The organism is Lentzea miocenica (genome assembly GCF_033949945.1).
Taxonomy (GTDB): Bacteria; Actinomycetota; Actinomycetes; order Mycobacteriales; family Pseudonocardiaceae; genus Lentzea; species Lentzea miocenica.
Genome location: NZ_JAXAVW010000026.1, coordinates 122,486 through 143,334 on the forward strand (window position 1 = coordinate 122,486; position 20,849 = coordinate 143,334).

Genomic DNA, 20,849 nt, shown 5'->3' on the forward strand with positions numbered 1-20,849 from the left:
ACAAAACGGAACAGCGCTCCGTATCGTTCCGGAACGTCGCTCCACTTAAGCGGCGAGCTTACCCGAAGGGAACGTCATGACCGTCTTCACGGTTAGTCCTGTCGTGCTCGAAATCCCTGGAAGGCCTGTTGACCTGCAGTTGAAGGTCTCGGCACCGACCGAGGGCACGGAACTGCCGATCATCCTGCTGTCGCACGGGCAGGGCTACTCGAACCACCTCTCCTCGCTGAACGGCTACGCGCCGCTCGCGAACCACTGGGCCGAGCAGGGCTTCGTGGTGCTTCAGCCGACGCACCTGAGCAGCCGCACCCTGGACCTCGCGGACGTCCCCGGCGCGCCGATGTTCTGGAAGGAACGCGCCGAGGACATGTCGGCGATCATCGACCGGCTCGACGAGATCGAGAAGGCCGTGCCGCAGCTGCGGAACCGCCTCGACCGCACGAAGATCGCGGTCGCCGGTCACTCGATGGGCGGGCACACCGCGAGCCTGCTGCTGGGCATGACGACCGAGGGCGTCAGCCTCAAGGACGAGCGGATCAAGGCGGGCGTGCTGCTCGGCTCGACGGGCCGCGGCGACGGACTCACCGAGATCGTCCAGGGCAGCTACTCGTTCATGCTCACCCCGGACTTCAGCGACATGACCACCCCGGCGCTGGTGGTGGCCGGTGACAAGGACGCGTCCGAGCACCTCACGACCAACGGGCCGGAGTGGCACATGGACCCGTACCACCTGGCACCCGGCCCGAAGGACCTGCTCGTGCTGTTCGGCGCGGAGCACGGGTTCGGCGGCGTCTCCGGATACGACGTCGCCGAGACCACGGACGAGAGCACCGAACGGGTCGCGGACGTGCAGCGGCTCACCACGGCGTACCTGCGCAGCCGGCTGCACGGGACCGACGACTGGCAGGAAGTCCAGTTCACCACGGGTTACGTCGAGTCCAAGAGCTAATGCGCGTTGGGCTCGGGGTTCTGCCCGGGCCGTGACAGGAACTCGAAGTCGCAGCCTTCGTTGGCCTGCGTGATGTGCTCGTAGTACAAGGCACCGTAACCACGTTCGAACTTCGGCGGCGGCACGGTCCACGCGGCGCGACGCCGTTCCATCTCCTCGTCGGAGATCTCCACGCGCAACACCCGCGCCTCGACGTCCAGCGTCACGAGGTCGCCGTCCCGCACCAACGCCAGCGGTCCGCCGACGTGCGCTTCCGGTGCCACGTGCAGAACGCAAGCGCCATAAGAAGTTCCGCTCATCCGCGCGTCCGACACGCGCACCATGTCCCGGACACCCTCGCGCAGCAGCTTGTCCGGGATCGGCAGCATCCCGTATTCCGGCATGCCGGGCCCGCCCTTGGGGCCACCACCGGCGAGCACGATCACCGAATCGCGCGTGACCTCCAGGTCCGGCGAGTTGATCCGTGCCTGCAAATCCTTGTACCCGTGGAAAACCACGGCGGGCCCGGTGTGCTTCCACAACGAAGGCTCCGCGGCGACGTACTTGATCACCGCACCGTCCGGCGCCAGGTTGCCGCGCAGAACGGCCAGCCCGCCCTCGGCCGAAATGGGGTCGTCCACCGATCGAATCACCGAGGAGTCGTAGACCTCGGCACCTTCGAGGTCTTCACCGAAAGTCCGGCCGGTCACCGTGATCCGCTTGAGGTGCAACGAATCCCGCAACCGCGACAGCAACCCGCGCAGCCCGCCCGCGTAGTAGAAGTCCTCCATCAGGTACGAGCCGGCGGGCTGAACGGAGGCCAGCACCGGCACTTCACGCGACAACCGGTCGAAGTCGTCCAGTGACAACGAGATCTGCGACCGCCCGGCCATCGCGATCAGATGGATGTAGGAGTTGGTGGATCCACCCAACGCCAGCACGGTCCGGATCGCGTCCTCGTACGCATCAGGAGACAGCACGTCACCGATCGTCAGCCCCTCGCGCACCATCTCCACGACCCGCATGCCCGACGCGGCCGCCATCCGGTAGTGCGCCGAGTCCACGGCCGGAATCGACGACGCCCCGGGCAGAGTGAGCCCCAGCGCCTCCGCGGCCGCGGTCATCGTCGACGCCGTGCCCATCGTCATGCACGTGCCGGGGGAGCGGGCCAGCCCGGACTGGATCTCCGTCCAGTCCGCACCGGAGATCGTTCCCGCGCGCTTCTCGTCCCAGTACCGCCACATGTCGGTGCCGGACGCGAGCCTCTCGCCCCGCCAGTTGCCGCGCAGCATCGGCCCGGCAGGCACGAAGACCGTGGGCAGACCGGCGGAAGCGGCGCCCATCAGCAAAGCCGGCGTGGTCTTGTCGCAGCCGCCCATCAGCACCGCGCCGTCGACCGGGTAGGACCGGAGGATCTCCTCGGTCTCCATCGACAGCATGTTGCGGTACAGCATGGGCGTCGGCTTCTGGTACGTCTCCGACAGCGTGGAAACGGGGAACTCCAACGGATGTCCGCCGGCCTCCCACACCCCGCGCTCGACCTGCTTGGCCCGCTCGCGCAGGTGCATGTGGCACGGGTTGATGCCGCTCCACGTGTTCAGGATGGCGATGACCGGCTTGCCGAGGTGCTCCTCGGGGTTCATGCCGAGCTGGCGCATCCGGGCGTTGTGCGAGAACGCCCGCAACCCCTCACCCTCGAACCACTCCGCGCTGCGCAGGCCTTTTTCGGGCAGCGTCACAGCAGGCTCCACGAGTTCAGCAGCACACCCACCGCGGAGCGATCGGCCTCCGCCAACACGGAAGCGGGCGGCCGGACATCCCGGCGGCACAACCCCAGCTGCGCCAACGCTTCCTTCACCACCGAGACGTTGTTCGCGGACTCGTTCAACGCCCGCAGCTCCTCGAACCGGCGGATGAACTCCCAGAACTCCATCGCCGCACCGAACTCACCGGCCTGCAACGCCCGGAACATCTGCACCGACAACCGCGGCGCCACGTTCGCCAGCCCGGAGGTGAACCCGGAAGCCCCCACCGCGAAGTACCCGGGAGCGGACAGCTCGGCCAGCCCGGCCACCCACGTCAGCCGGTCCAGCCCGGCGTCCCGGGCCACCGAGGCGAACCGCACCGGGTCCGGCACCGCGTACTTCACCCCGACGACGTTCGGGCAGGCGTCCGCCAACGCGGCGATCTGCGCGCCGCCGATCCGCGGGTTGCGCACGTACAGGATCACGCTCAGCTCAGGCACCGAAGACGCGATCGCCCGGTGATAGTCGACCCACCCGTCCAACGACACGTACGGATGCACGGGCTGGTGGATCATGATCCCCTGAGCGCCGGCCCGATCGGCGAACCGGGCGGCCGCCACCGCCGACGCGAGGTCATGCCCGACGCCCGCGATGATCGCGGCGCGGTCTCCGACGGCGTCCACGGTGATGGACAGCGCGCGCTCGGTCTCGGCGGCGGACAGCGTGTAGAACTCGCTGGTGTTGCCGTTCGGCGTGACGACCGAGACGCCGCCCTCCACCATCCGGTCCACGATCGCGGCGTAGTTCTTCTCGTCGATCGCACCGTCGGCGTCGAACGGCGTGACGGTGATCGCCACGACGGACGCGAGCCGCTCGGAGAGGTCATCGAACGCCATCGGGAAGCTCCTCAACTACTCGGTCGGCGAAGGTCTGGATGTGGCGGCGGAGGAGTTCGAAGGCGAGGTCGCCCTTGCCCTGCACGGCGGCGGCGAGGATCGCGCGGTGCTCGGCAGCCTCGTCGTCCCAGGTCGGGCAGATGCCCCAGCCGGCGACGGTGATCAGCGCGGCCTGGTCGCGCAGGCCGTCCAGGATCTGGATCATCAACGGGTTGCCGCACCCGGCGTACAGCGCGCGGTGGAAACGCCGGTTGGCGAGCGAGCGCCGAGCCAGGTCGGAGACGTCCTCCAACGCCAGCGCGGCCTCGTCGAAAGAAGCGCCCAGCAGGATCGCGCGGCGCAGCGCCTCGGGTTCCACGAGCATGCGCACGTCGTAGACGGAGGCGGCCATCGCGGCGTCGACCGTGCGGACCGCGGCGCCCTTGTACGGGCTCATCACGACGAGTCCTGACCCGGCGAGCGTCTTGAGGGCCTCTCGCACCGGCGTCTTCGAGACGTTCAGCGTGGCCGCGAGATCTGTTTCCACGAGCGCCTGACCGGGCTTCAGCTTTCCGTTGAGAATCGCTTCTTTGATCGATTCCAGAACAAAGTCCGTGCGCGACGCAGGAGGCGCTTCCACCCGGTCATACATCATATATGAGACCTTAGGAGCTGCTGGAGGCCCAGGTCAACCGTCTTCTGTGGGCTGCGCAACGTCGATGTATCTGGTTTGAACCAAGTTCCTCGCCGGCTCGTTTTGAAGGTGTCGGTCACCGCAAGTGCGCGGGACTGGAGAAGGAGAAAATGAGTGCATCGTTCCGCGTGACCGTGTCCATTGCCGCGTCCGCCAGCGCAAGGCACCGAACGTCCCTGGGCACCAACGAGTTGAACGAGATCGACACATGCTGATGGAAGAACTGCCACCGGAGGCCGCACTCGACGGCCCTCCGCAGAACGCGGACCACCTGCTCCGCCGTGCGCTGGGCACGGTCCGCGAGGAGAGACACCAGGCCGTGCGCCGCCGCGGCCGCATCACAGCCCTGACCTCGACCTTCGTGGTCGCCGGAGTGCTCGCCGGTGGCGTCTGGATGGGCCAGGGCATGGGGGTCGGCGAGATCGGCGCCGACGGCGAGACCTTGCAGGGAACCTCCGCCGCGGGAGCGCACCTGGCCGTGAAGGTCACCGACACCGAGGGTGGCCTGCGACTGGTCGCCACGGTCGACGGCATGCAGGACGGGGAAGCCTGCTGGCTCGTCGTGCACACGAAGGACGGAAGGAAGTTCACCGCGGGCTCGTGGAGGGCGCACGACGGTGAGGTGACTCTGGCCGGGTCCGCGATGGTGCGGGCCGGCGACGTGGCCGGGGTCAGCGTGATGAACCACGATCACCAGCCGCTGGTGACCGCCAGTTAGTACGTGACAGGGGAGCGTTCCCGACCGGGTTCGGGAACGCTCCCCTGTCACGTAGTCGTACCCGTGGAGCAACGGTGAACGCCCGAACTGAGACACCCCCCTTTGGTCTCACCACGCCGCTTGGCAAGCTGTAGGCGTGGCCCCGAACAAACCGATGACCTTGGTGATCGCGGCAGTCGTGGTCCTCGTCATCGGGGCCTCCGCAGCCGTGCTGTACGGGACTTCCCGCGCTGACCAGTACGTCAGCGAGCTGGACCAGGTGCTGGACGAGCCGGAGACGCCGCACGTGGTGATCCGGTGCGGCACCAACGAGGAGCGGCACCTCAACGCGGACAACCCGGTGGTCTCGCCGGGCATCCCGTTCGGCGCGCACCACACACATGAGTACGTGGGCAACAAGTCGGCGGACGCGAAGTCGACGGACACCTCTCTCGCGGCCGCGCCCAGCACGTGCGAGAAGAACGACCTGTCCACGTACTACTGGCCGGTGCTGCGCCTGACCGACGGCACTGGCCACGACGTGCACGCCGACGGTGGCGGGCTGCACGGCAACACCGGCGAGGTGCTGAAGCCGAAGAGCGTGGAAATCCGGTACGAGGGCAGCCCGGTGAGCTCCGTGCTGCCGATGCCGCGGTTCCTGCGCCTGATCACCGGCGATCCGATGGCGTTCACCAACGACTACGGCGAGAAAATGCGGGCGCGGTGGGGCTGCGCGGACAAACCTGGCCGGTACACGACGAAATACCCGTTGTGCGGGAGTGCGACCACGTTGCGCAGCTACGACTTCGGCAGCTGCTGGGACGGCAACAACACCGACAGCGCGTCACACCGCACACACGTGGTCTTTCCGCTGGTGGGCGGCGCGTGCCCGCCGCGGACGTTCCCGATCCCGCGGCTGCACGTGACCGTTGGTTACGACATTCCGGCCGGCCGCCCGTTCGCGATCGACAGCTTCCCGGAGGAGCTGCGCGACCCGGCGACCGACCACGCGATGTTCATCAACGTGATGCCGGAGGCGTTGATGCGTGAACTGGTCGGGCAGCTCAACCGCTCCCGCTAACATCCGCACGATCTTTTAGTCCACTTTCGTTGAACCGAAGCCTGTCTCTGCTCGTGTCTGGGCTGAGGTCTGTGAAAAGAGCGCCCGCACGAGTACCCCGCGGGCGGGGAGGAGTGGGTGGATGGCGGCTTTGTTCTCCCGCAAACGGGAGACCGCGGCCGACGAGGCACTGATCCGGTCGCTCTACGAGGAGCACGGTCGGGCACTGCTGGCGTACGCGACGCGGTTGACCGGTGATCGGGCGGCTGCCGAGGACGTGGTCCAGGAGACCCTCGTCCGAGCGTGGCGCCACCCCGACGCCCTCGTGAACGGCAAGGGATCGGTGCGCGGCTGGCTTTTGACAGTGGCGCGCAACATCGTCACCGACCGGGTGCGGGCCAAGGCGGCGCGCCCGCAGGAGGTGGCCGAGTCTCCGGCGACGCCACCGATCGAGCGCGACCACGCTGATCAGGTCGTCGACTCGGTGGTGGTGCTGGAAGCGCTCGACAGGTTGTCCTCGGACCACCGCGACGTGCTGATGGAGATCTACTTCCGCGGTCGCAGTGTGACGGAGGCGGCAGAGGCGCTCGGGGTACCACCGGGCACCGTGAAATCAAGATCGTATTACGCGTTGCGAGCCTTGAGGGAGACCTTTGGCGGTCAGAAGGTCGCACTGAAGGGGGTGGCCGGATGACCACGCAGCACGACCCGCAACTGCTCGGTGCTTACGTTCTCGGAGCGCTGGACGAGCAGGAGGTGCACGCCATGGACGAGCACCTGGCGTCCTGCCCTGACTGCAAGCGTGAACTGGAAGAGCTCCGCGACATGGAGGCCTTCCTCGGCGAAGTGCCGCCGGAGGCCATGCTGGACGGGCCGCCGGAGGGCGGCGATCTGTTGTTGCAGCGCACCCTGCGTCAGGTGCGCGGCGAACGAGGTGGCGTCGCTCGTCGCCGTCAGTTCGCTCTCGGCGCCGCGGCGGCCGTCGTGGCCGCGCTGGTGCTCGGCGCCGGTGTCTTCGTCGGCAAGGCCACCTCGCCCGATGCGAACGTGGCCGCTCCCACACCGACGGTGGCACCGGATCCGTCGGGAACCAAGCTCGCCAACTTCACCGACCCCGTGACCAACGCGTCGATGACCGTCAAGGTCGTCCCCGCCGCGGGCTGGGTGCGGACGAACATGGCGATCCGCGGTATCCCCGAGGGCGAGAAGTGCCGGATCTTCGTCGTCTCGAAGGACGGCAGCCGCCAGGAGGCGGGTTCCTGGGTGGTGTCCAAGAAGGGCGCCGCCGAGGGCACGAACCTGGACGGTTCCGCGCTCGTGGCACCGGCCGACGTCAAGTCGGTGGTGGTCGAGAACTTCGCCGGCAAGAAGTTCGTCGAGGTGCCAGTACAGGCGTGACCGAGGGGTAAGAGAAACGGGGTCGTCCCTTGTGGACGACCCCGTTTCGCCTTGCTACGGCTTGAGCACCACTTTCCCCACCGTGGCACGGGATTCCAGCGCCTCGTGCGCCTTCGCCGCGTCCTTCAGCGCGAACGCCGGGTTGATCAGCGGTACGAACCGCCCGCTCGCCAGCCCCGCCATCGACTCGTCCTCGAGCACCCTGAGCCCGCGCCGCATCAGCCCCGGCCCGAGCGCGACCGTCGCGGTGAGGCTGTTCGCGAACAACGCCGCCGTGCTGATCGTGGTCATCGCCCCGGACGCCCAGCCGTAGATGATCTGCCGGCCGCCCACCCCGAGCGTGCCCAGCGCGGCCTCGCCCACCTCGCCGCCGACGCCGTCGAGCACCACGGTCATGTCCTTGATCCCGTCCGCCCAGTCCGGCCGGGTGTAGTCGATGGCGGCGTCGGCGCCGTTGTCCATCACGTGGTCGAGCTTCGAACCACTGGCCAGGCCGACGACCCGCGCGCCGATGTTGCGCGCTTCCTGCACGAACAGCGCGCCCATGCCGCCCGCCGCCGAGGTCACGAGCACCACGTCGTCGGCCGTGAGCTTCGCGGCGTCCAGCACTCCCACGACCGTGCGGCCGGTGCCGATCATGGCCACCGCCGCCTCGAACGACACGGTGTCGGGCAACGGGTGCAATGCGGTGACGGCCGCGACCGCGAGTTCGGCGTAACCGCCGTTGACCTGGCCCAGGTGCGCGACTACCCGGCGGCCGAGCCAGTCGGGGGAGACGTCGTCACCGAGTGCCGTGACGACACCGGCCACCTCGCGGCCCGGCGTCATCGGGAAGTCGACGGGACCGAAGCCGCCCTTGCGGATGGTGGTGTCGACGAGGTGGACGCCGGCGGCCGCCACGGTGATGCGGACCTGACCTGCGGCGGGCTCCGGGTCGGGCACCTCCTCGAACAGCAGGTGCGAAGCCGGGCCGAACTCGTACTGCCGAATCGCGAACATGCCGACGACGCTACGAACTCCACTTAACTGGAGGTCAACAGAGTGGCGCGTTCTGCCGGGTAACTCGTTCGGGTAAGGATCCTCGTCGCTCGGCCCGGCGCACGAAATGATCATGGTCGTGACCCTCGGACCTGACTCCGTGACGTGGCGGCTCGGCTGGTACACCCGGTTCGAACTGGTGGTGCTGGGCAGGGCGGTGCTGATGCAGGTCGCCCACCCGGTGATCGCCACCGCGGTGAGCGACCGCTACCGCGCCGACCCGTTCGCGCGGCTGACGAGAACGATCACCTCGTCGCAGCTGCGGTTGTTCGGCGGTGAACTGGCCGCTGCCGAAGCGGAACGGCTGATGCGGACGCACGCCTCGATTCCGGGTGCGGACGAGGAGTTGTTCCGCTGGGTGCACGCCACCAGCTTCGACTCGCTGCTCACGGCGTACCGGCTGCTGCGTCCCCGGCTGCCCGCGATCCACGAAGAGCGGCTGTACGCGGAGTGGCGGGACACCGGACGGTCGCTCGGCATCAAGTCGATGCCGGGTGACATCGCGGCGCTGCACGAGTACGTCGACGAGGTGGTCGCTTCCCAGCTGACACGCACCGACGGCGTGCGGGACCTGTTGGAGGCCTTCGAACTGCGGACCGGCAGGGCACCGGGAGGCGAACACCTGCCGAGCGTGCTCTGGCCGTTCGTCCGGCCCGTCGCGGCACGGGTGCTGCCGGACTTCGCCGTCGGCACGCTGCCGCCGGTGCTGCGGGCGAAGCTCGGTCTGGAGTGGACGGACAGCGACGAACGCAGGCTGGGCCGGTGGATCAGGACGATCCGCGTGGTCTCCGCGGTCGTCCCGACCCGCCTGCTGCACTACCCGATGCCATACCGGGCGATGGTCAGTGCGCGATCATCACGTGCTTGACGCGCGTGTAGTCCTCAAGTCCGTGCATCGACAGGTCCTTGCCGTAGCCCGAGGCGCCGAAACCGCCGTGCGGCATCTCGGACGCGACGAGCCCGTGCGTGTTGACCCACACGATGCCGAAGTCGAGCCGCGCCGTCAGTGCCGCGGCCCGGCTCGTGTCCCGGGTCCAGATCGAGGACGCGAGCCCTTGCGGCACACCGTTGGCAAGCTGGACGGCCTCGTCGTCGTTCGCGAACGACTGCACGGTGACCACCGGCGCGAACGCCTCCTCCTGGACCAGTTCGTCGTCCTGCGAGAGGCCGGAGATCACGGTGGGCTCCAGGAAGAAGCCGGTCGAGCCGTGCCGCTTGCCTCCACAGTGGACGGTGGCGGACGACCTGCCGAGCAGGCCGAGCACCCGGTCCAGCTGAGCCTGGCTGTTCAACGGCCCGAAGTCCTGGCCGGGAACCTGGGCGGACGCGGCCTTCACCAGCGCCGCGACGAACTCGTCGTGCACGCCAGAGTGCACCAGCACGCGCGTGGCGGCGGTGCAGTCCTGGCCCGCGTTGTAGAAGGCCGCGCCCACGACGCCTTCAGCCGCGGCCGTCACGTCGACGTCGTCGAACACCAGAACCGGCGCGTTGCCACCGAGTTCGAGGTGCGTGCGCTTCACGGTCGCGGCGGCGCCGCGGGCGACCTCGACACCGGCCCTGGTGGAGCCGGTCAGCGACACCATCGCGGGGACGGGGTGTTCGACCAGCAACCGGCCCGTGTCGCGGTCGCCCAGCACGACGTTGAACACGCCGGCCGGCAGCACCTGAGCCGCCAGCGACGCCAGCAGCACGGACGACGACGGCGTGGTGTCAGCGGGCTTCAGCACGACGGTGTTGCCCGCGGCGAGGGCCGGGGCGATCTTCCACACGGCCATCATCAGCGGGTAGTTCCACGGCGTGATCTGCGCGATCACGCCCACCGCCTCACGGCGCTGGTACGAGGTGGCGCCGGCGATGTACTCGCCCGCCGCGGCGGTGCCCAGCGCGCGGGCGGCACCGGCGAAGAACCGGATCTGGTCCACGCACTGCGGGATCTCCTCGTCCAGCACGACCGAGCGGATCTTGCCGGTCTCGCGGACCTCGGCGTCGGCAACGGCTTCCGCGTCGGCTTCCAGGAGATCGGCGAGCTTGAGCAGAGCGAGCTGGCGTTCGCCGGGGGTGGTGCGGGACCACGCCGGGAACGCGGCCTCGGCGGCTCGCACCGCCGCGTCGACCTCGGCGGCCCGGGAGATGACGGCCCGGCCGAACTCCTCGCCGGTCGTGGGATCGATCAACGCCGAGGTCTCCCCAGCGGTGGCCGAGTTGCCGTTGATGAAGTTCGCGACGGTCACGTGTGCTCCAGATGCGTCGGGGCGAACATGCGCAACACCGCGGGCAGCACCACCACGTGCGGGCCGTCCCCGGCGAACGCCTTGGCGAGATCTTCGCGCAGCGACTCGGGCGTGCTGCGGGTGGCGGGCACCCCGAACGCCTCGGCGAGCGCCACGAAGTCCGGGCGGGCCAGCTCGGTGGCGGTGGCCTGACCGAACGTGCCGGTCATGTACTCGCGCAGGATGCCGTAGCCGCCGTCGTCGACGATCAGCCACACCACCCGCGAACCGTGCTGGGCGGCCGTGGCCAGTTCCGAGATCCCGTACATCGCGCCGCCGTCGCCGGACACGGCCAGCACCGGCCCGTCGACAGCCGCCGCGACTCCCAGCGCCGCCGGGAAGCCGTACCCGAGACCGCCGGCACCCTGGGCGGAGAACTGCGCGCCACCACGGGGATCCCACGCCGACCAGGCCCAGTAGGCCAGGATCGTCATGTCCCAGCAGGTGGGTGTGCCCTCGGGAACCGCCGACCGCAGCGCCGACAGCACCTGCCACTCCAGGTCCAGTTCCTGCGCGCTCAACCGCTCCCGGACCCGGTCGAGCAACGAGCGAACCGCGGCTTCCGCCACCCCGTCCGCGGGCCGGGCCGTCACCCCGGACACCAAGGCGCGCAACGCATGCCGGGCATCGGCGTGAATGCCGAGCGCCGGGTAGTTCGACTCCAGCTTGCCGAGGTCGGCCTCGATCTGGATCACCGCACCGCGCGGCCGGAACGTCCGGTAGTTGCTGGACAGCTCACCCAGTCCGGAACCGACGACCAGCAACACGTCCGCGTCGGCCAGGAACTCCGTGGTGTGCCGGTCCTCCAGCCACGACTGGGCGGAAAGCGGGTGCTCCCAAGGGAAGTTGCCCTTGCCTCCGAAGGTCGTGACGACCGGCGCCCGCAGCTTCTCCGCCAGCTCCAGCAGTTCGCCGGTGGAGGCACCGCCACCGGCCAGGATCACCGGCCGGGCGGCGCCGTCCAGCAACCGGACCGCCTCGGCGACCAGTTCGGCCCGCGGATGAAGTTCACGCGCGGACCACGACACCGAGGTCACCGGCGGCACCGAGGCCGGCCCGAGCAGCACGTCCTGCGGGATCTCCACCCACACCGGTCCGAACGGCGCGCTCAACGCGATCTCCCACGCCTCGGCCAGAGCGGACGGGATCTGCGACGCGTGCCGCACCACCCGCGCGTGCTTGACGACATCGCGGAACGACGCCAGCTGATCAGTCAGCTCGTGCAGGTATCCGCCGCGCACGCCACCGAGCCCTGCCGAGGGGATCTGCGACGAGATCCCCAGCACGGGCGCGGAAGCGGCGGCGGATTCCTGCAGCCCGGCCAACGTCTGCAACGCACCGGGCCCGGTCGACACCAGCAACGGCGTCACCGAACCGGTGATCCGCGCGTGCCCGTCGGCGGCGAACGCGGCGTTGACCTCGGTCCGCGAACCGACGTACCGCAGGTCGGACCGGCGAAGGGCGTCGAACAGGCCGAGCGCGTGCTGACCGGGGATGCCGAACACGGTGTGCGCGCCGAGCGCTTCCAGCGTCTCGACAACAACATCGCCGCCGTTGCGGGTGCTCACTTGCCCTCCTTCAGCGCCACCAGGCTCACGAGGTCGGAGGCCGGACGCGAGGTCACTGCCCCTCCTTCAAAGCCAACAGGCTCACCAGGTCGTACGCCAGATGGGACGCTGCCACAGAAGTGATGTCCGCGTGGTCGTAGGCGGGCGCCACCTCGACGACGTCCGCGCCCACCAGGTTCAACCCCCGCAGCCCGCGCACGATCTCCAGCAGCTCCCGCGAGGTCATCCCGCCGGCCTCTGGCGTCCCGGTCCCAGGCGCGTGCGCCGGGTCCAGCACGTCGATGTCGATCGACACGTACAACGGCCGCGAACCGATCCGCTGCCGCAACGCGTCCACCGTCTCGTCCACCCCGCGGCGCATCACGTCCGACGACGTCACGATGCCGAACCCGAGCCGCCGGTCGTCCTCGAGATCTTTCTTGCCGTACAACGGACCCCGCGTGCCGACGTGCGAGATCGCCTCGGTGTCCAGGATCCCGTCCTCGACCGCGCGGCGGAACGGCGTCCCGTGCGTGTACGGCTCGCCGAAGTAGGTGTCCCACGTGTCGAGGTGAGCGTCGAAGTGCAGCAACGCCACCGGGCCGTGGATCCGCGAAACGGCCCGCAGCAACGGCAACGCGATGGTGTGGTCGCCGCCGATCGTCACCAGCCGGGTGCCCTCGGCCTGCAGTTCCGACGCGGCCTGCTCGATCGTCTCGATGGCCTCGCCGATGTGGAACGGGTTGACCGCGATGTCCCCGCCGTCCGCGACCTGGATGCGGTCGAACGGCGACACGTCCAGGCCGGGGTTGTAGGGCCGCAGCAGCCGGGACGCCTCCCGCACGGCCGAGGGCGCGAACCGCGCGCCCGGCCGGTACGAGACGCCGGTGTCGAACGGGACTCCCACCACCGCGACGTCCGCGTGCGCCACCTGGTCCAGGCGGGGCAGCCGGGCGAAGGTCGCCGGGCCCGCGTAGCGCGGGACCTGGGAGGAGTCGACGGGGCCGATCATGCGTTCACCAGTTCCTCTTCCGCAGAGCCGTCACCGGCTACCCGGCGGTCCCAGTTCGCGAGCACGGCCGCGTCCGTGGCCGGGGTGGCGAGACTGACCACGACGTACGTCACGAACGACGCGCCGAGGCTGTAGTAGATGGCTTCGTTGGCGTACACGTCCACGAACACCATGAACCCGATCGCCGTCAGCGACCCGACGGCCATCGACGCCATCGCACCGAGGCGCGTGCCGCGCTTCCAGACCAGACCGCCGATGATCGCGACCAGCAGCCCGCCGACGAGGATGTTGTAGGCGACGGTCAACGCGGCCACGACGTCGTTGAGCGCCACCGCGATGGCGATCGCGACGACACCGATCACGAGCGTGAACATCCGGTTGTTGTGGACGTCGGAAGCAGCGTTGTCGTTCTTCTTGGCTTTCCGACGCCAGATGTCGTTGGACGCCACCGTGGCACACGCGATGAGGGCGCCGGACGAGGTGGACATCATCGCGGCCAGCGCGGCGGCGAGCACGAGCCCGCGCACACCGGTCGGCAGCAGGTTCTCCACGATCGTCGCGAACGCCTCGTCCTTGTTCGCGATGTCCGGGTACAGCGCCTTGCCCGCGAGGCCGATCACCGCACCCGCGACCGCGTAGACCAGGCAGTAGAGCCCGGACGTGATGCCGCCCCACGTCGCGACCTTCGGCGACTTGGCGGTGAACACGCGCTGCCAGATGTCCTGGCCGATCAGCAGCCCGAACACGTAGATCAGCAGGTAGGTGATGATCGTGCTCGCGCCGATGTTGCCGACGTCGAACATCGCCGGGTCGTTCAGCCGCTGCTGGATGCCGTCGAAGCCGCCCGCGGTGGCGAGGCTGATCGGCAGCAGCAGGAACAGGATGCCGACCGTCTTCACCACGAACTGCACGATGTCGGTGAGCGTGATCGACCACATGCCGCCGAGAACGCTGTACAGCACCACGATGCTGCCACCGATGATCACGCCGATGGACTTGGGCAGTCCGAAGAGGACGTTGAAGATGGTGGAGTACGCGATCGTGGACGTGACGGTGAGCATCAGCGTGTACGCCGCCATCACCAGGCCGGAGATCGTGCTGGAGTTGCCGCCATACCGGAGATCGAGCATCTGCGAAACGGTGTAGACCTTCAACCTGACGATCCGGCGCGCGAAGAGTGCGCTGAGTAGCAGGATGCCGAGGCCGATGGCGAACACCATCCAGGCGCCGGAGATGCCGTACTTGTAGCCGAGCCCGACACCGCCGATGGTCGACGCGCCGCCGAGCACGACGGCCGACATGGTGCCGGAGTACATCGTGAAGCCGAGCCTGCGTCCGGCGACCAGGTACTCGCTCTTGCTGGTGGCGCGGCGCATGCCCCACCAGCCCATGCCGATCATGCCGAGCACGTAGGCGGCGATCACCGCGTAGTCGAGAGCCACTGTCGGACCTCCTTGGGTTGCAGGTCACAGTAGGAACGCGGGCTGGCGCTGGTAAGTGGTCGTTGTGCACAATCCTGGACTTATGGTTGTGCAAACCGTCCCACTGAAGGATCTTGTCGCGCGAGTCGATCTCGGGCTGAAGGTCCTGGGTGGAGCCGACGCCCTGGACCGGCCGATCCGCTGGGCGCACGTGTCCGAGCTGGAGGACCCGACCCCGTACCTGGTCGGCGAGGAGCTGCTGCTCACGGCCGGCGTGCGGTTCCCGTCGGACGTCCCCGCGTACGTCGCCGGGCTGGTCGCCTCCGGTGTCTCGGCGATCGGGTTCGGCGTCGAGCCGGAGTTCCCGGAGGTGCCGTCCTCGCTGGTGCAAGCCTGTGAGGCGCAGGGGATGCCGCTGCTGGAGGTACCGCCGTCGACGCCGTTCCTCGCGGTGTCCCAGGCCCTCGGCGCGCTGCTCGCGGAGATCGCCGTGCGGGAGCAGCGGATGCTCGCCGACAGCCAGCGCGCGCTGACCCGTGCGGCCACTCGCGTCCGTCCCGTCGAATCGGTGCTGACGACGTTGGCCGTGGTGCTGAACTGCCAGGCCGATCTTGTGGATCGCACGTCCGCACCGTCAGGGCTCGCCTCTCTCGTGGCACGCATCGCGTCCGCCACCGGACCCCGTTCGGCCTCGACCCAGCTGGGTGAAGACCACGTCACGCTGGACCCCGTGGAGTCCGCGGTCCTCGTGGTGCGCCGATCCACACCGCTGTCTCCCGCCGAACGGGCCGTGGTCGCGGTCGCGCTGGCGTTGCTCGGACTGCTGCGCCGCGACCTGGCGAGCGAACGCGGCCAGATCGCCCGGCTCGCGGCGTCCGCGCTGCTCCGCTCGCGGGTGACAGGCGTGCGGAACGTGCTGGGGCCGGGGCCGTACCGGGTGGTGGCTGGGCAGTCGCGGGCGGACTACGACGTGCTGGCGCAGCGGTACGGGCCGCTGGTGTCGAAGGACGGGGACGGGTTCCTGGCGCTCGTGCCGGCGGGGTTCGAGGTGTCGGGGCCCGTCGGAGTCTCCTCAGAAGTGCCGGAGGGGGAGGTCGGGACCGCTGTGGAGGAGGCTGCGGCATTGCTGCCGCGTGCTCTCGCCACCGGCTCTCCCGCGTTCCCGGCGTCCGATCTGACGTCTCTGGTGGACCCCGTGGCGGCCCGCGCCTTCGCCAGGAGAGAGCTCGCGGGGCTGCTCGGACGCCCCGAGCTGATCGAGACGCTGCGAGCCTGGCTGGGGCAGCACGGCAGCTGGGACCGGGCCGCGACGGTCCTCGGCGTGCACCGCAACAGCGTCCGGCACCGCATCGCCCACGTCGAACGTCTGCTCGGCCGGGACCTCTCGGCGGCCGACGCGCGGGCGTCGCTGTGGCTCGCGCTCACCTGGCTCGATTAATTGCTTTGCGATGTGCGCACAGCCTCGGTCATCATTGTTCCATGATTACCGCAGAGGAATGGGCCGGAGCGCCCTCGAAGCTGTGACCAGCTAGTTCACTTTCTACTATTCTCTGCGAGCATTTGTGTATCAATGCTCGTTCTTGGCGTGTTCGTCCAGTGGTCAGGACGTCGGATTCTCACTCCGGAAACACGGGTTCGATCCCCGTACGCGCTACGTGGCCCGGTCTTCGTGGGGTGGACTGGGCCCGCTCTCGACGGGTCCATGTCAGACGGACCCAAAGAATCTTCGAAAACTTCGCCCGAATGGTCTAGGCGCCAGTTACGCTCTGCGAATGGCTGCGGTCCCCGCCTTCGCACGCTACGAGGTCGACGTACGTCGGCCGAACGCCGCGCGGATCCACGACTTCTACCTCGGCGGCGCGCACAACTACGCCGCCGACCGGGCGTTCGCCAAGCAGGCGGTCCGGATCGACCCGGAACTGCCGCTCGTGACGCGAGCGCATCGGTCGTTCCTCCGGCAGGCCGTCCGGCACTGCTGGGCCGCGGGCGTCCGTCAGTTCCTCGACCTCGGCTCGGGCATCCCGACGTGCGGCGCGACGCACCAGACGTTGCCCGACGCCCGTGTCGTGTACGTCGACTCGGACCCGGTGACAGTGGCGTTCTCCCGCGGGCTGCTCCGCGGCGAGCCGCGGACGTGCGCGATCGAGGCCGATCTGCGCCGCCCCGAACAGGTGCTGCGGCATCCGGGCGTGGTGTCCCATCTCGACCTGCGTGAGCCGTACGCCGTGCTGATGGTCGACGTCCTGAGATACGTGGACGACGCCACCGGGCCGGGGCGGGTGGTGCGCCGGTATCGGCACGCGTTGCCGGCGGGAGGGTTCCTGGTGGTGTCGCATCCGGCTCCGGTCGAGCAGCTGATGGAGGGGCTGCTGATCGAGTCGCCGGCCGTCGTGCCGGGCGCGTACGTCGGCATTGGGCGCAAGGGCCGTATCTGAGAGCTCTTCCGCGCGTCCTAAGGGAATGTGCGGGACGCGCTGGAGCGGGCGAAGGCGTTGCGGTCGGCGGGAAGGCCGGCCGACGCCGCTTTGGAGCTGCGCAAGGCGCTCGCCGGCGCCGGTGACCGGTGCGAGCTGCTGTACCTGTTGTGGGACTGCCAGTTCGTCATGGGCGACCGGGCCGCGGCGTTCGAAACCCTGCTGGAGGCCAAGGGGCTCGCGGCCGGGCCCATGGTCGCGCGCGTCGCCATCGCCGAGGCCAGCTGGCTCATGTCCCAGGGCGAGTACCGCGAAGCGATGACGCTCGCCGGTTCGGTTGTCACCGACGACGACGAGATCCGCGCCTATGCCTTGAGCGTCCGGGGCGTGTGCGAGGCGTTCCTGGGCGAAGTCGAACGCGGCACCGCCACGTTGGAAGCGGCGCGCACGGCCGCGCATCGCAGCGGCTGCGTCCGCGAGCTCACCAGGGCCGTGGGCAACCTGACCTACGTGCTCGGCAGCGCCGGGCAGCACGAGCGCAGCGCGCGCATCGGCAAGGAAGCGTTGACGCGCCTCAGGATTCAGGGTCTCGCGCCGACGTTCAGCGCGGTGATCCGCTACAACCTCGCGACCAGTCTGTTCGCCCTCGGACGGTGGCAGGAGCTGGACGAGGTGGAGGTCCCGGACACCATCCCCGGCAACAAGGCCGCGCGGATCCTGCTGTGCAAGGCGGAAGCGGCGGCGTTGCGCGGGCGGGATCCGGACGACCTGATCGAGGAGGCCGCCAAGGCCGTCGACGGTCCGGACGCGTTGTTCGCCGCCCAGTGCGCGTACGCCAAAGCCGTTGCGGCGCGGGCGAAGGGGCAGTACCGGGCGGCGGTCGAACTGTGCCGCGAGACCGTGGCGGATCCACCGGAGGCGTTGACCCGCGGCGAGGTCCTGCGGCTGTGCGTGGAAGGCCTGGGCGCGGCCCGCGATCTGCAGGCCGCGGGCGGCCGGGTGACCAGACTCGATGATCCGGAAGCGACGGAACTGGAGCTGCTGGCCCGGTTGCCGATGCCGCACGGACCGGAGGACGAGGTGTGGCGCCGGGTCGCGTTCGCGGAGGCCGGCCGGGACTCGTGGGCAGGGATCGCCGTCGAGTGGGATCGGCTGAAGATGCCGTACCAGGCCGCGTACGCGCGAACCCGTTCCGGTGAACCGGAAGCGCTGCGCCACGCCGACCGCGCCGCGCAACGGCTGGGCGCGCTGCCGCTGGCCAAGATGATCGACCGGCAGGCCCGCCGGTTGCGGATCCCGTTGCTGCACGAGGACAAACCGCAACTCGGCACGCTGACCCCGCGCGAACGCGACGTGCTGGAGCTGCTGGGGTGGGGCCGCACCAACAAGGAGATCGCCGCGGAGCTGGTGCTGAGCGTGCGGACGGTGGGACTGCACGTGTCGCACGTGCTGGCGAAGCTCGGCGCGAGCAACAGGTCGGAGGCCGCGCGGATCGCGCGCGACCAAACCTAGGTAATGCTCTGGATGTGCGGGCGGTGCCGTCCGGGTTCTCATTGAGGGGCAACAGAAAACCTGCCGCAGGAGATCCGGGTGAACCATCGGGCGCCTCGCGGCCGTGCTGTCTCTTGCGGGGCCGTCTCCTGCGGGGCGGAGTCGCCGCCGCCACGGCAGGCGTTCGTGATCCGGCTGCTGCGGTCAGTTCTGTTGCGGACAAATTCCGGGGCGCCGAGCGGTGGGCGCGGCGTCCCGGAGCCCACCAACCGTTCTCGAGGGGGGATTTACCCATGAATCCGATCGATCCACCCACCAGCACCGAGCTCTGGGCCGTGCTGAACGTCGACGAGTTCCAGTTCCGCCTGGTCAAGCCGTGGAACCTGGACACCCTGGCCGCAGCCCTGCGCAACGCGGCCGCGCGCGGCACGCAGGTCGAGGTCAGGGCGTACAACGAGCAGAACGCCGAGATGACGGTCCTCGTCAACCCGGCCAGAGCGCGCGTGGTCCACATCGGCAAGCGCAACGTCGTCGTGGCGCGCAACGGCATGCCCGACGTCTCCGTGAACGGTTTGGCGGAGGTCGTGGCAGGGTAGTCCGCCGGGCGACAAGTACGGAGCCTGGAGGGCGTCATGACCCACCGCGTCACAGTCAAGGTCGCCGGTCTGCAACCGGTGCAGTTGCTGGCCGCGCTGGCCGGTATCGCGTTCATCGTGTTCGGCGTCGTGGGATTCACCCGCACAGGGATCGGCGACTGGGCCGCCCAGTCGTTCGTGCTCGGGTTCTCGGTGAACCCGCTGCACAACCTGGTGCTCGTGGCCGTCGGCGTGCTCGGCCTGCTCATGGCTCTCGGGTCGGGCCTCGCCCGGCTGTACGGGTGGCTGCTGTTCATCGGTTCCGCCGCGATCTTCGTGTGGGGCCTGATGATCACCGGCATCCTCGCCAGGAACCCGGCGGAGCAGTTCGGCAACCCGTTGGCGCTCAACACCAACGACAACTGGCTGTACCTCGGCCTCGCGCTCTTCGGCCTGCTGCTCGCGGTGTTGCCCGCGCGCCGCAAGCTGATCGAGGAGGAGGAGCCGGTGCTGCCGGAGCAGCGGTCGGCGGCGTTCGACGGGGTTGACGACACCCGTGACAGCCGCGTCGGCGACAGCCGTGGCGGCGACACCCGTGAGCACCGGATCGAGGAGATGGATCCGACCGTCAGTCCTCGGGAGCGGGAGCCGATCACCAAGGAGCAGGCCGTGATCGACCCGAAGACCGAGCGGGTGAGCAAGGACAAGATCAAGCACTAGGAGTGCTGTTCGGCCCGCCGGACAGTCCCCCTGCCCGGTGCAGACGCCCTGTTGGAGCCCACATGCGGCTCTAACAGGGCGTCTGTTTCGATGTCTCGATGCCTTCCGAGTTGCTGACCCACGAAGTGCTCATCACGTGGGGGACTGCGCTGGCCGCGTTCCTGGCTGTCGCGTTGCACGGGATCTGGAGAGTTACGCGCAACGTCATCACCATCGCCCATGAGGGTGGGCATGCGTTGGTCGCTGTGCTGACTGGGCGGCGGCTCAGCGGGATCAAGCTGCATTCCGACACCAGTGGGCTCACCGTGTCCCGGGGGAAGCCGCGCGGGCCCGGGATGGTGTTCACCGCGCTGGCCGGGTACATCGCGCCGTCGTTGCTGGGGTTCGGGGCAGCTGTGCTGATCACCAACGAGCAGATCCAGCTGATGTTGTGGATCAGCATCGGGTTTCTCGCGGCTATGTTGATCATGATTCGCAACGTGTTCGGGGTGTTGTCGATCATTGTCACCGGCGGGGTGTTCTTGGTCGTGTCGTTCTACGCCTCGGCTGAGGTTCGGGACGCTGCCGCGTATGTGTTCGCGTGGTTCTTGCTGCTTGGCGGGGTGCGGCCGGTGTGGGAGTTGCAGGTCAAGAGGTGGAGGCGGCAGGCGCCTCGGAGTGATGCTGATCAGCTGGCCTGGTTGACCGGGGTGCCGGCGTTGGGGTGGGTTTCGTTGTTCGGGGTGGTCAGTGCGGCTGCCCTGGTGGGTGGCGGGGCGTTGTTGCTTGGGCGGTGGTGACGGGCGCCTGGTCCGTAGGGTTCCCTGGTTGCGTTGAGCGCGTCACCTTGAGTGCTTCCCCCTGGGGGGCCCCAGACCCCCGCCAATCTGATCTGGGGGGTACCACGCCACGCGCGGGTTGATGGCACGTCTGACGCTCCTATAGATGTCAAGCGATGGTTGCGAGGTCTTTCATGATCGCGGTG

20 protein-coding genes and 1 tRNA gene are annotated in these 20,849 nt (G+C 69.0%); 13 read left to right on the forward strand and 8 right to left on the reverse strand.

Annotated features, from left to right (window positions below; genetic code table 11):
* Positions 1–76: 76 nt before the first annotated feature.
* Entirely contained in the window at positions 77–949 is an 873-nt protein-coding gene (locus tag SK803_RS29535) for an alpha/beta hydrolase family protein (RefSeq protein ID WP_319969403.1), read from the forward strand.
* On the opposite strand, the gene araD is transcribed toward SK803_RS29535, so the two are convergent.
* Genes araD through SK803_RS29550 form a run of 3 tightly spaced genes read right to left on the reverse strand, consistent with a single transcriptional unit; the run spans position 946 to position 4,203 of the window.
* The gene (gene araD, locus SK803_RS29540; protein WP_319969404.1) at positions 946–2,667 is read right to left on the reverse strand and encodes an L-arabinonate dehydratase; all 1,722 of its coding nucleotides are present in this window, start codon (positions 2,665–2,667) and stop codon (positions 946–948) included. The two genes, SK803_RS29535 and araD, sit on opposite strands and share 4 nt — an antisense overlap.
* Entirely contained in the window at positions 2,664–3,569 is a 906-nt protein-coding gene (locus SK803_RS29545; RefSeq protein ID WP_319969405.1) for a dihydrodipicolinate synthase family protein, read from the reverse strand. Before SK803_RS29545 ends, araD begins: the two co-directional genes overlap by 4 nt.
* A complete protein-coding gene (locus tag SK803_RS29550) occupies positions 3,556–4,203 on the reverse strand; it encodes a GntR family transcriptional regulator (protein WP_319969406.1) in 648 nt (215 codons plus the stop codon). The genes SK803_RS29545 and SK803_RS29550 overlap by 14 nt, the downstream gene beginning before the upstream one ends.
* A gap of 247 nt (positions 4,204–4,450) precedes the next feature.
* Here SK803_RS29550 and SK803_RS29555 point away from each other — a divergent pair, with 247 nt between their 5' ends.
* From SK803_RS29555 to SK803_RS29570, 4 genes are all read left to right on the forward strand, one after another.
* Complete coding sequence (locus SK803_RS29555) at positions 4,451–4,960, forward strand: hypothetical protein (protein WP_319969407.1); 510 nt, start codon at positions 4,451–4,453, stop codon at positions 4,958–4,960.
* Between the two features lie 136 nt (positions 4,961–5,096).
* Positions 5,097–6,020, forward strand: a complete 924-nt coding sequence (locus tag SK803_RS29560; RefSeq protein WP_319969408.1) for a DUF1996 domain-containing protein — start codon at positions 5,097–5,099, stop codon at positions 6,018–6,020.
* 121 nt (positions 6,021–6,141) lie between these two features.
* On the forward strand, positions 6,142–6,693 hold the full coding sequence (locus tag SK803_RS29565; RefSeq protein ID WP_089953784.1) for a sigma-70 family RNA polymerase sigma factor: 552 nt from the start codon (positions 6,142–6,144) through the stop codon (positions 6,691–6,693).
* Complete coding sequence (locus tag SK803_RS29570; protein WP_319969410.1) at positions 6,690–7,397, forward strand: anti-sigma factor family protein; 708 nt, start codon at positions 6,690–6,692, stop codon at positions 7,395–7,397. Before SK803_RS29565 ends, SK803_RS29570 begins: the two co-directional genes overlap by 4 nt.
* 54 nt (positions 7,398–7,451) lie before the next feature.
* On the opposite strand, the gene SK803_RS29575 is transcribed toward SK803_RS29570, so the two are convergent.
* Positions 7,452–8,396: a zinc-binding dehydrogenase gene (locus SK803_RS29575; RefSeq protein ID WP_319969411.1), complete on the reverse strand. Its 945-nt coding sequence runs from the start codon at positions 8,394–8,396 to the stop codon at positions 7,452–7,454.
* 118 nt (positions 8,397–8,514) lie between these two features.
* On the opposite strand from SK803_RS29575, the gene SK803_RS29580 reads away from it, so the two are divergent.
* Positions 8,515–9,303 (forward strand): oxygenase MpaB family protein, encoded by a 789-nt coding sequence (locus tag SK803_RS29580; protein WP_319969412.1) that lies wholly within the window; start codon positions 8,515–8,517, stop codon positions 9,301–9,303.
* Here SK803_RS29580 and SK803_RS29585 read toward each other — a convergent pair.
* Genes SK803_RS29585 through SK803_RS29600 form a run of 4 tightly spaced genes read right to left on the reverse strand, consistent with a single transcriptional unit; the run spans position 9,278 to position 14,706 of the window.
* A complete protein-coding gene (locus SK803_RS29585; protein WP_319969413.1) occupies positions 9,278–10,666 on the reverse strand; it encodes an aminobutyraldehyde dehydrogenase in 1,389 nt (462 codons plus the stop codon). The two genes, SK803_RS29580 and SK803_RS29585, sit on opposite strands and share 26 nt — an antisense overlap.
* Positions 10,663–12,273: a thiamine pyrophosphate-binding protein gene (locus SK803_RS29590; protein WP_319969414.1), complete on the reverse strand. Its 1,611-nt coding sequence runs from the start codon at positions 12,271–12,273 to the stop codon at positions 10,663–10,665. Before SK803_RS29590 ends, SK803_RS29585 begins: the two co-directional genes overlap by 4 nt.
* Positions 12,274–12,325: 52 nt before the next feature.
* On the reverse strand, positions 12,326–13,264 hold the full coding sequence (gene speB, locus SK803_RS29595) for an agmatinase (protein ID WP_319969415.1): 939 nt from the start codon (positions 13,262–13,264) through the stop codon (positions 12,326–12,328).
* Positions 13,261–14,706: a sodium:solute symporter gene (locus SK803_RS29600; protein ID WP_319969416.1), complete on the reverse strand. Its 1,446-nt coding sequence runs from the start codon at positions 14,704–14,706 to the stop codon at positions 13,261–13,263. The genes speB and SK803_RS29600 overlap by 4 nt, the downstream gene beginning before the upstream one ends.
* Before the next feature lie 88 nt (positions 14,707–14,794).
* Here SK803_RS29600 and SK803_RS29605 point away from each other — a divergent pair, with 88 nt between their 5' ends.
* The 7 genes from SK803_RS29605 (at position 14,795) to SK803_RS29635 (ending at position 20,664) form a co-directional block, all read left to right on the forward strand.
* Positions 14,795–16,123, forward strand: coding sequence for a PucR family transcriptional regulator (locus SK803_RS29605; protein ID WP_319969417.1), 1,329 nt, complete (start codon positions 14,795–14,797; stop codon positions 16,121–16,123).
* A gap of 144 nt (positions 16,124–16,267) precedes the next feature.
* Positions 16,268–16,339: transfer RNA gene (locus SK803_RS29610), tRNA-Glu, on the forward strand.
* A 118-nt stretch (positions 16,340–16,457) separates the two neighbouring features.
* Positions 16,458–17,120, forward strand: coding sequence for an SAM-dependent methyltransferase (locus tag SK803_RS29615; protein WP_319969418.1), 663 nt, complete (start codon positions 16,458–16,460; stop codon positions 17,118–17,120).
* Positions 17,121–17,147: 27 nt separating this feature from the next.
* Positions 17,148–18,611, forward strand: coding sequence for a helix-turn-helix transcriptional regulator (locus SK803_RS29620; protein WP_319969419.1), 1,464 nt, complete (start codon positions 17,148–17,150; stop codon positions 18,609–18,611).
* A gap of 272 nt (positions 18,612–18,883) precedes the next feature.
* Positions 18,884–19,186, forward strand: a complete 303-nt coding sequence (locus tag SK803_RS29625) for a hypothetical protein (protein WP_319969420.1) — start codon at positions 18,884–18,886, stop codon at positions 19,184–19,186.
* A gap of 36 nt (positions 19,187–19,222) precedes the next feature.
* On the forward strand, positions 19,223–19,885 hold the full coding sequence (locus tag SK803_RS29630; RefSeq protein ID WP_319969421.1) for a DUF4383 domain-containing protein: 663 nt from the start codon (positions 19,223–19,225) through the stop codon (positions 19,883–19,885).
* A gap of 98 nt (positions 19,886–19,983) precedes the next feature.
* On the forward strand, positions 19,984–20,664 hold the full coding sequence (locus SK803_RS29635) for a M50 family metallopeptidase (protein WP_319969422.1): 681 nt from the start codon (positions 19,984–19,986) through the stop codon (positions 20,662–20,664).
* The last annotated feature ends 185 nt before the right edge of the window (positions 20,665–20,849 follow it).

What these genes read in the sequence shown, in the direction of transcription:
- SK803_RS29575 (WP_319969411.1), bottom strand. Translation starts at nt 8,396, where the DNA reads ATGTTCGCGATTCGGCAGTACGAGTTCGGCCCGGCTTCGCACCTGCTG.
- SK803_RS29545 (WP_319969405.1), bottom strand. Translation starts at nt 3,569, where the DNA reads ATGGCGTTCGATGACCTCTCCGAGCGGCTCGCGTCCGTCGTGGCGATC.
- speB (WP_319969415.1), bottom strand. Translation starts at nt 13,264, where the DNA reads ATGATCGGCCCCGTCGACTCCTCCCAGGTCCCGCGCTACGCGGGCCCG.
- SK803_RS29615 (WP_319969418.1), top strand. Translation starts at nt 16,458, where the DNA reads ATGGCTGCGGTCCCCGCCTTCGCACGCTACGAGGTCGACGTACGTCGG.
- SK803_RS29535 (WP_319969403.1), top strand. Translation starts at nt 77, where the DNA reads ATGACCGTCTTCACGGTTAGTCCTGTCGTGCTCGAAATCCCTGGAAGG.
- SK803_RS29625 (WP_319969420.1), top strand. Translation starts at nt 18,884, where the DNA reads ATGAATCCGATCGATCCACCCACCAGCACCGAGCTCTGGGCCGTGCTG.
- SK803_RS29635 (WP_319969422.1), top strand. Translation starts at nt 19,984, where the DNA reads ATGCCTTCCGAGTTGCTGACCCACGAAGTGCTCATCACGTGGGGGACT.
- SK803_RS29565 (WP_089953784.1), top strand. Translation starts at nt 6,142, where the DNA reads ATGGCGGCTTTGTTCTCCCGCAAACGGGAGACCGCGGCCGACGAGGCA.
- SK803_RS29570 (WP_319969410.1), top strand. Translation starts at nt 6,690, where the DNA reads ATGACCACGCAGCACGACCCGCAACTGCTCGGTGCTTACGTTCTCGGA.
- SK803_RS29550 (WP_319969406.1), bottom strand. Translation starts at nt 4,203, where the DNA reads ATGATGTATGACCGGGTGGAAGCGCCTCCTGCGTCGCGCACGGACTTT.
- SK803_RS29555 (WP_319969407.1), top strand. Translation starts at nt 4,451, where the DNA reads ATGCTGATGGAAGAACTGCCACCGGAGGCCGCACTCGACGGCCCTCCG.
- SK803_RS29630 (WP_319969421.1), top strand. Translation starts at nt 19,223, where the DNA reads ATGACCCACCGCGTCACAGTCAAGGTCGCCGGTCTGCAACCGGTGCAG.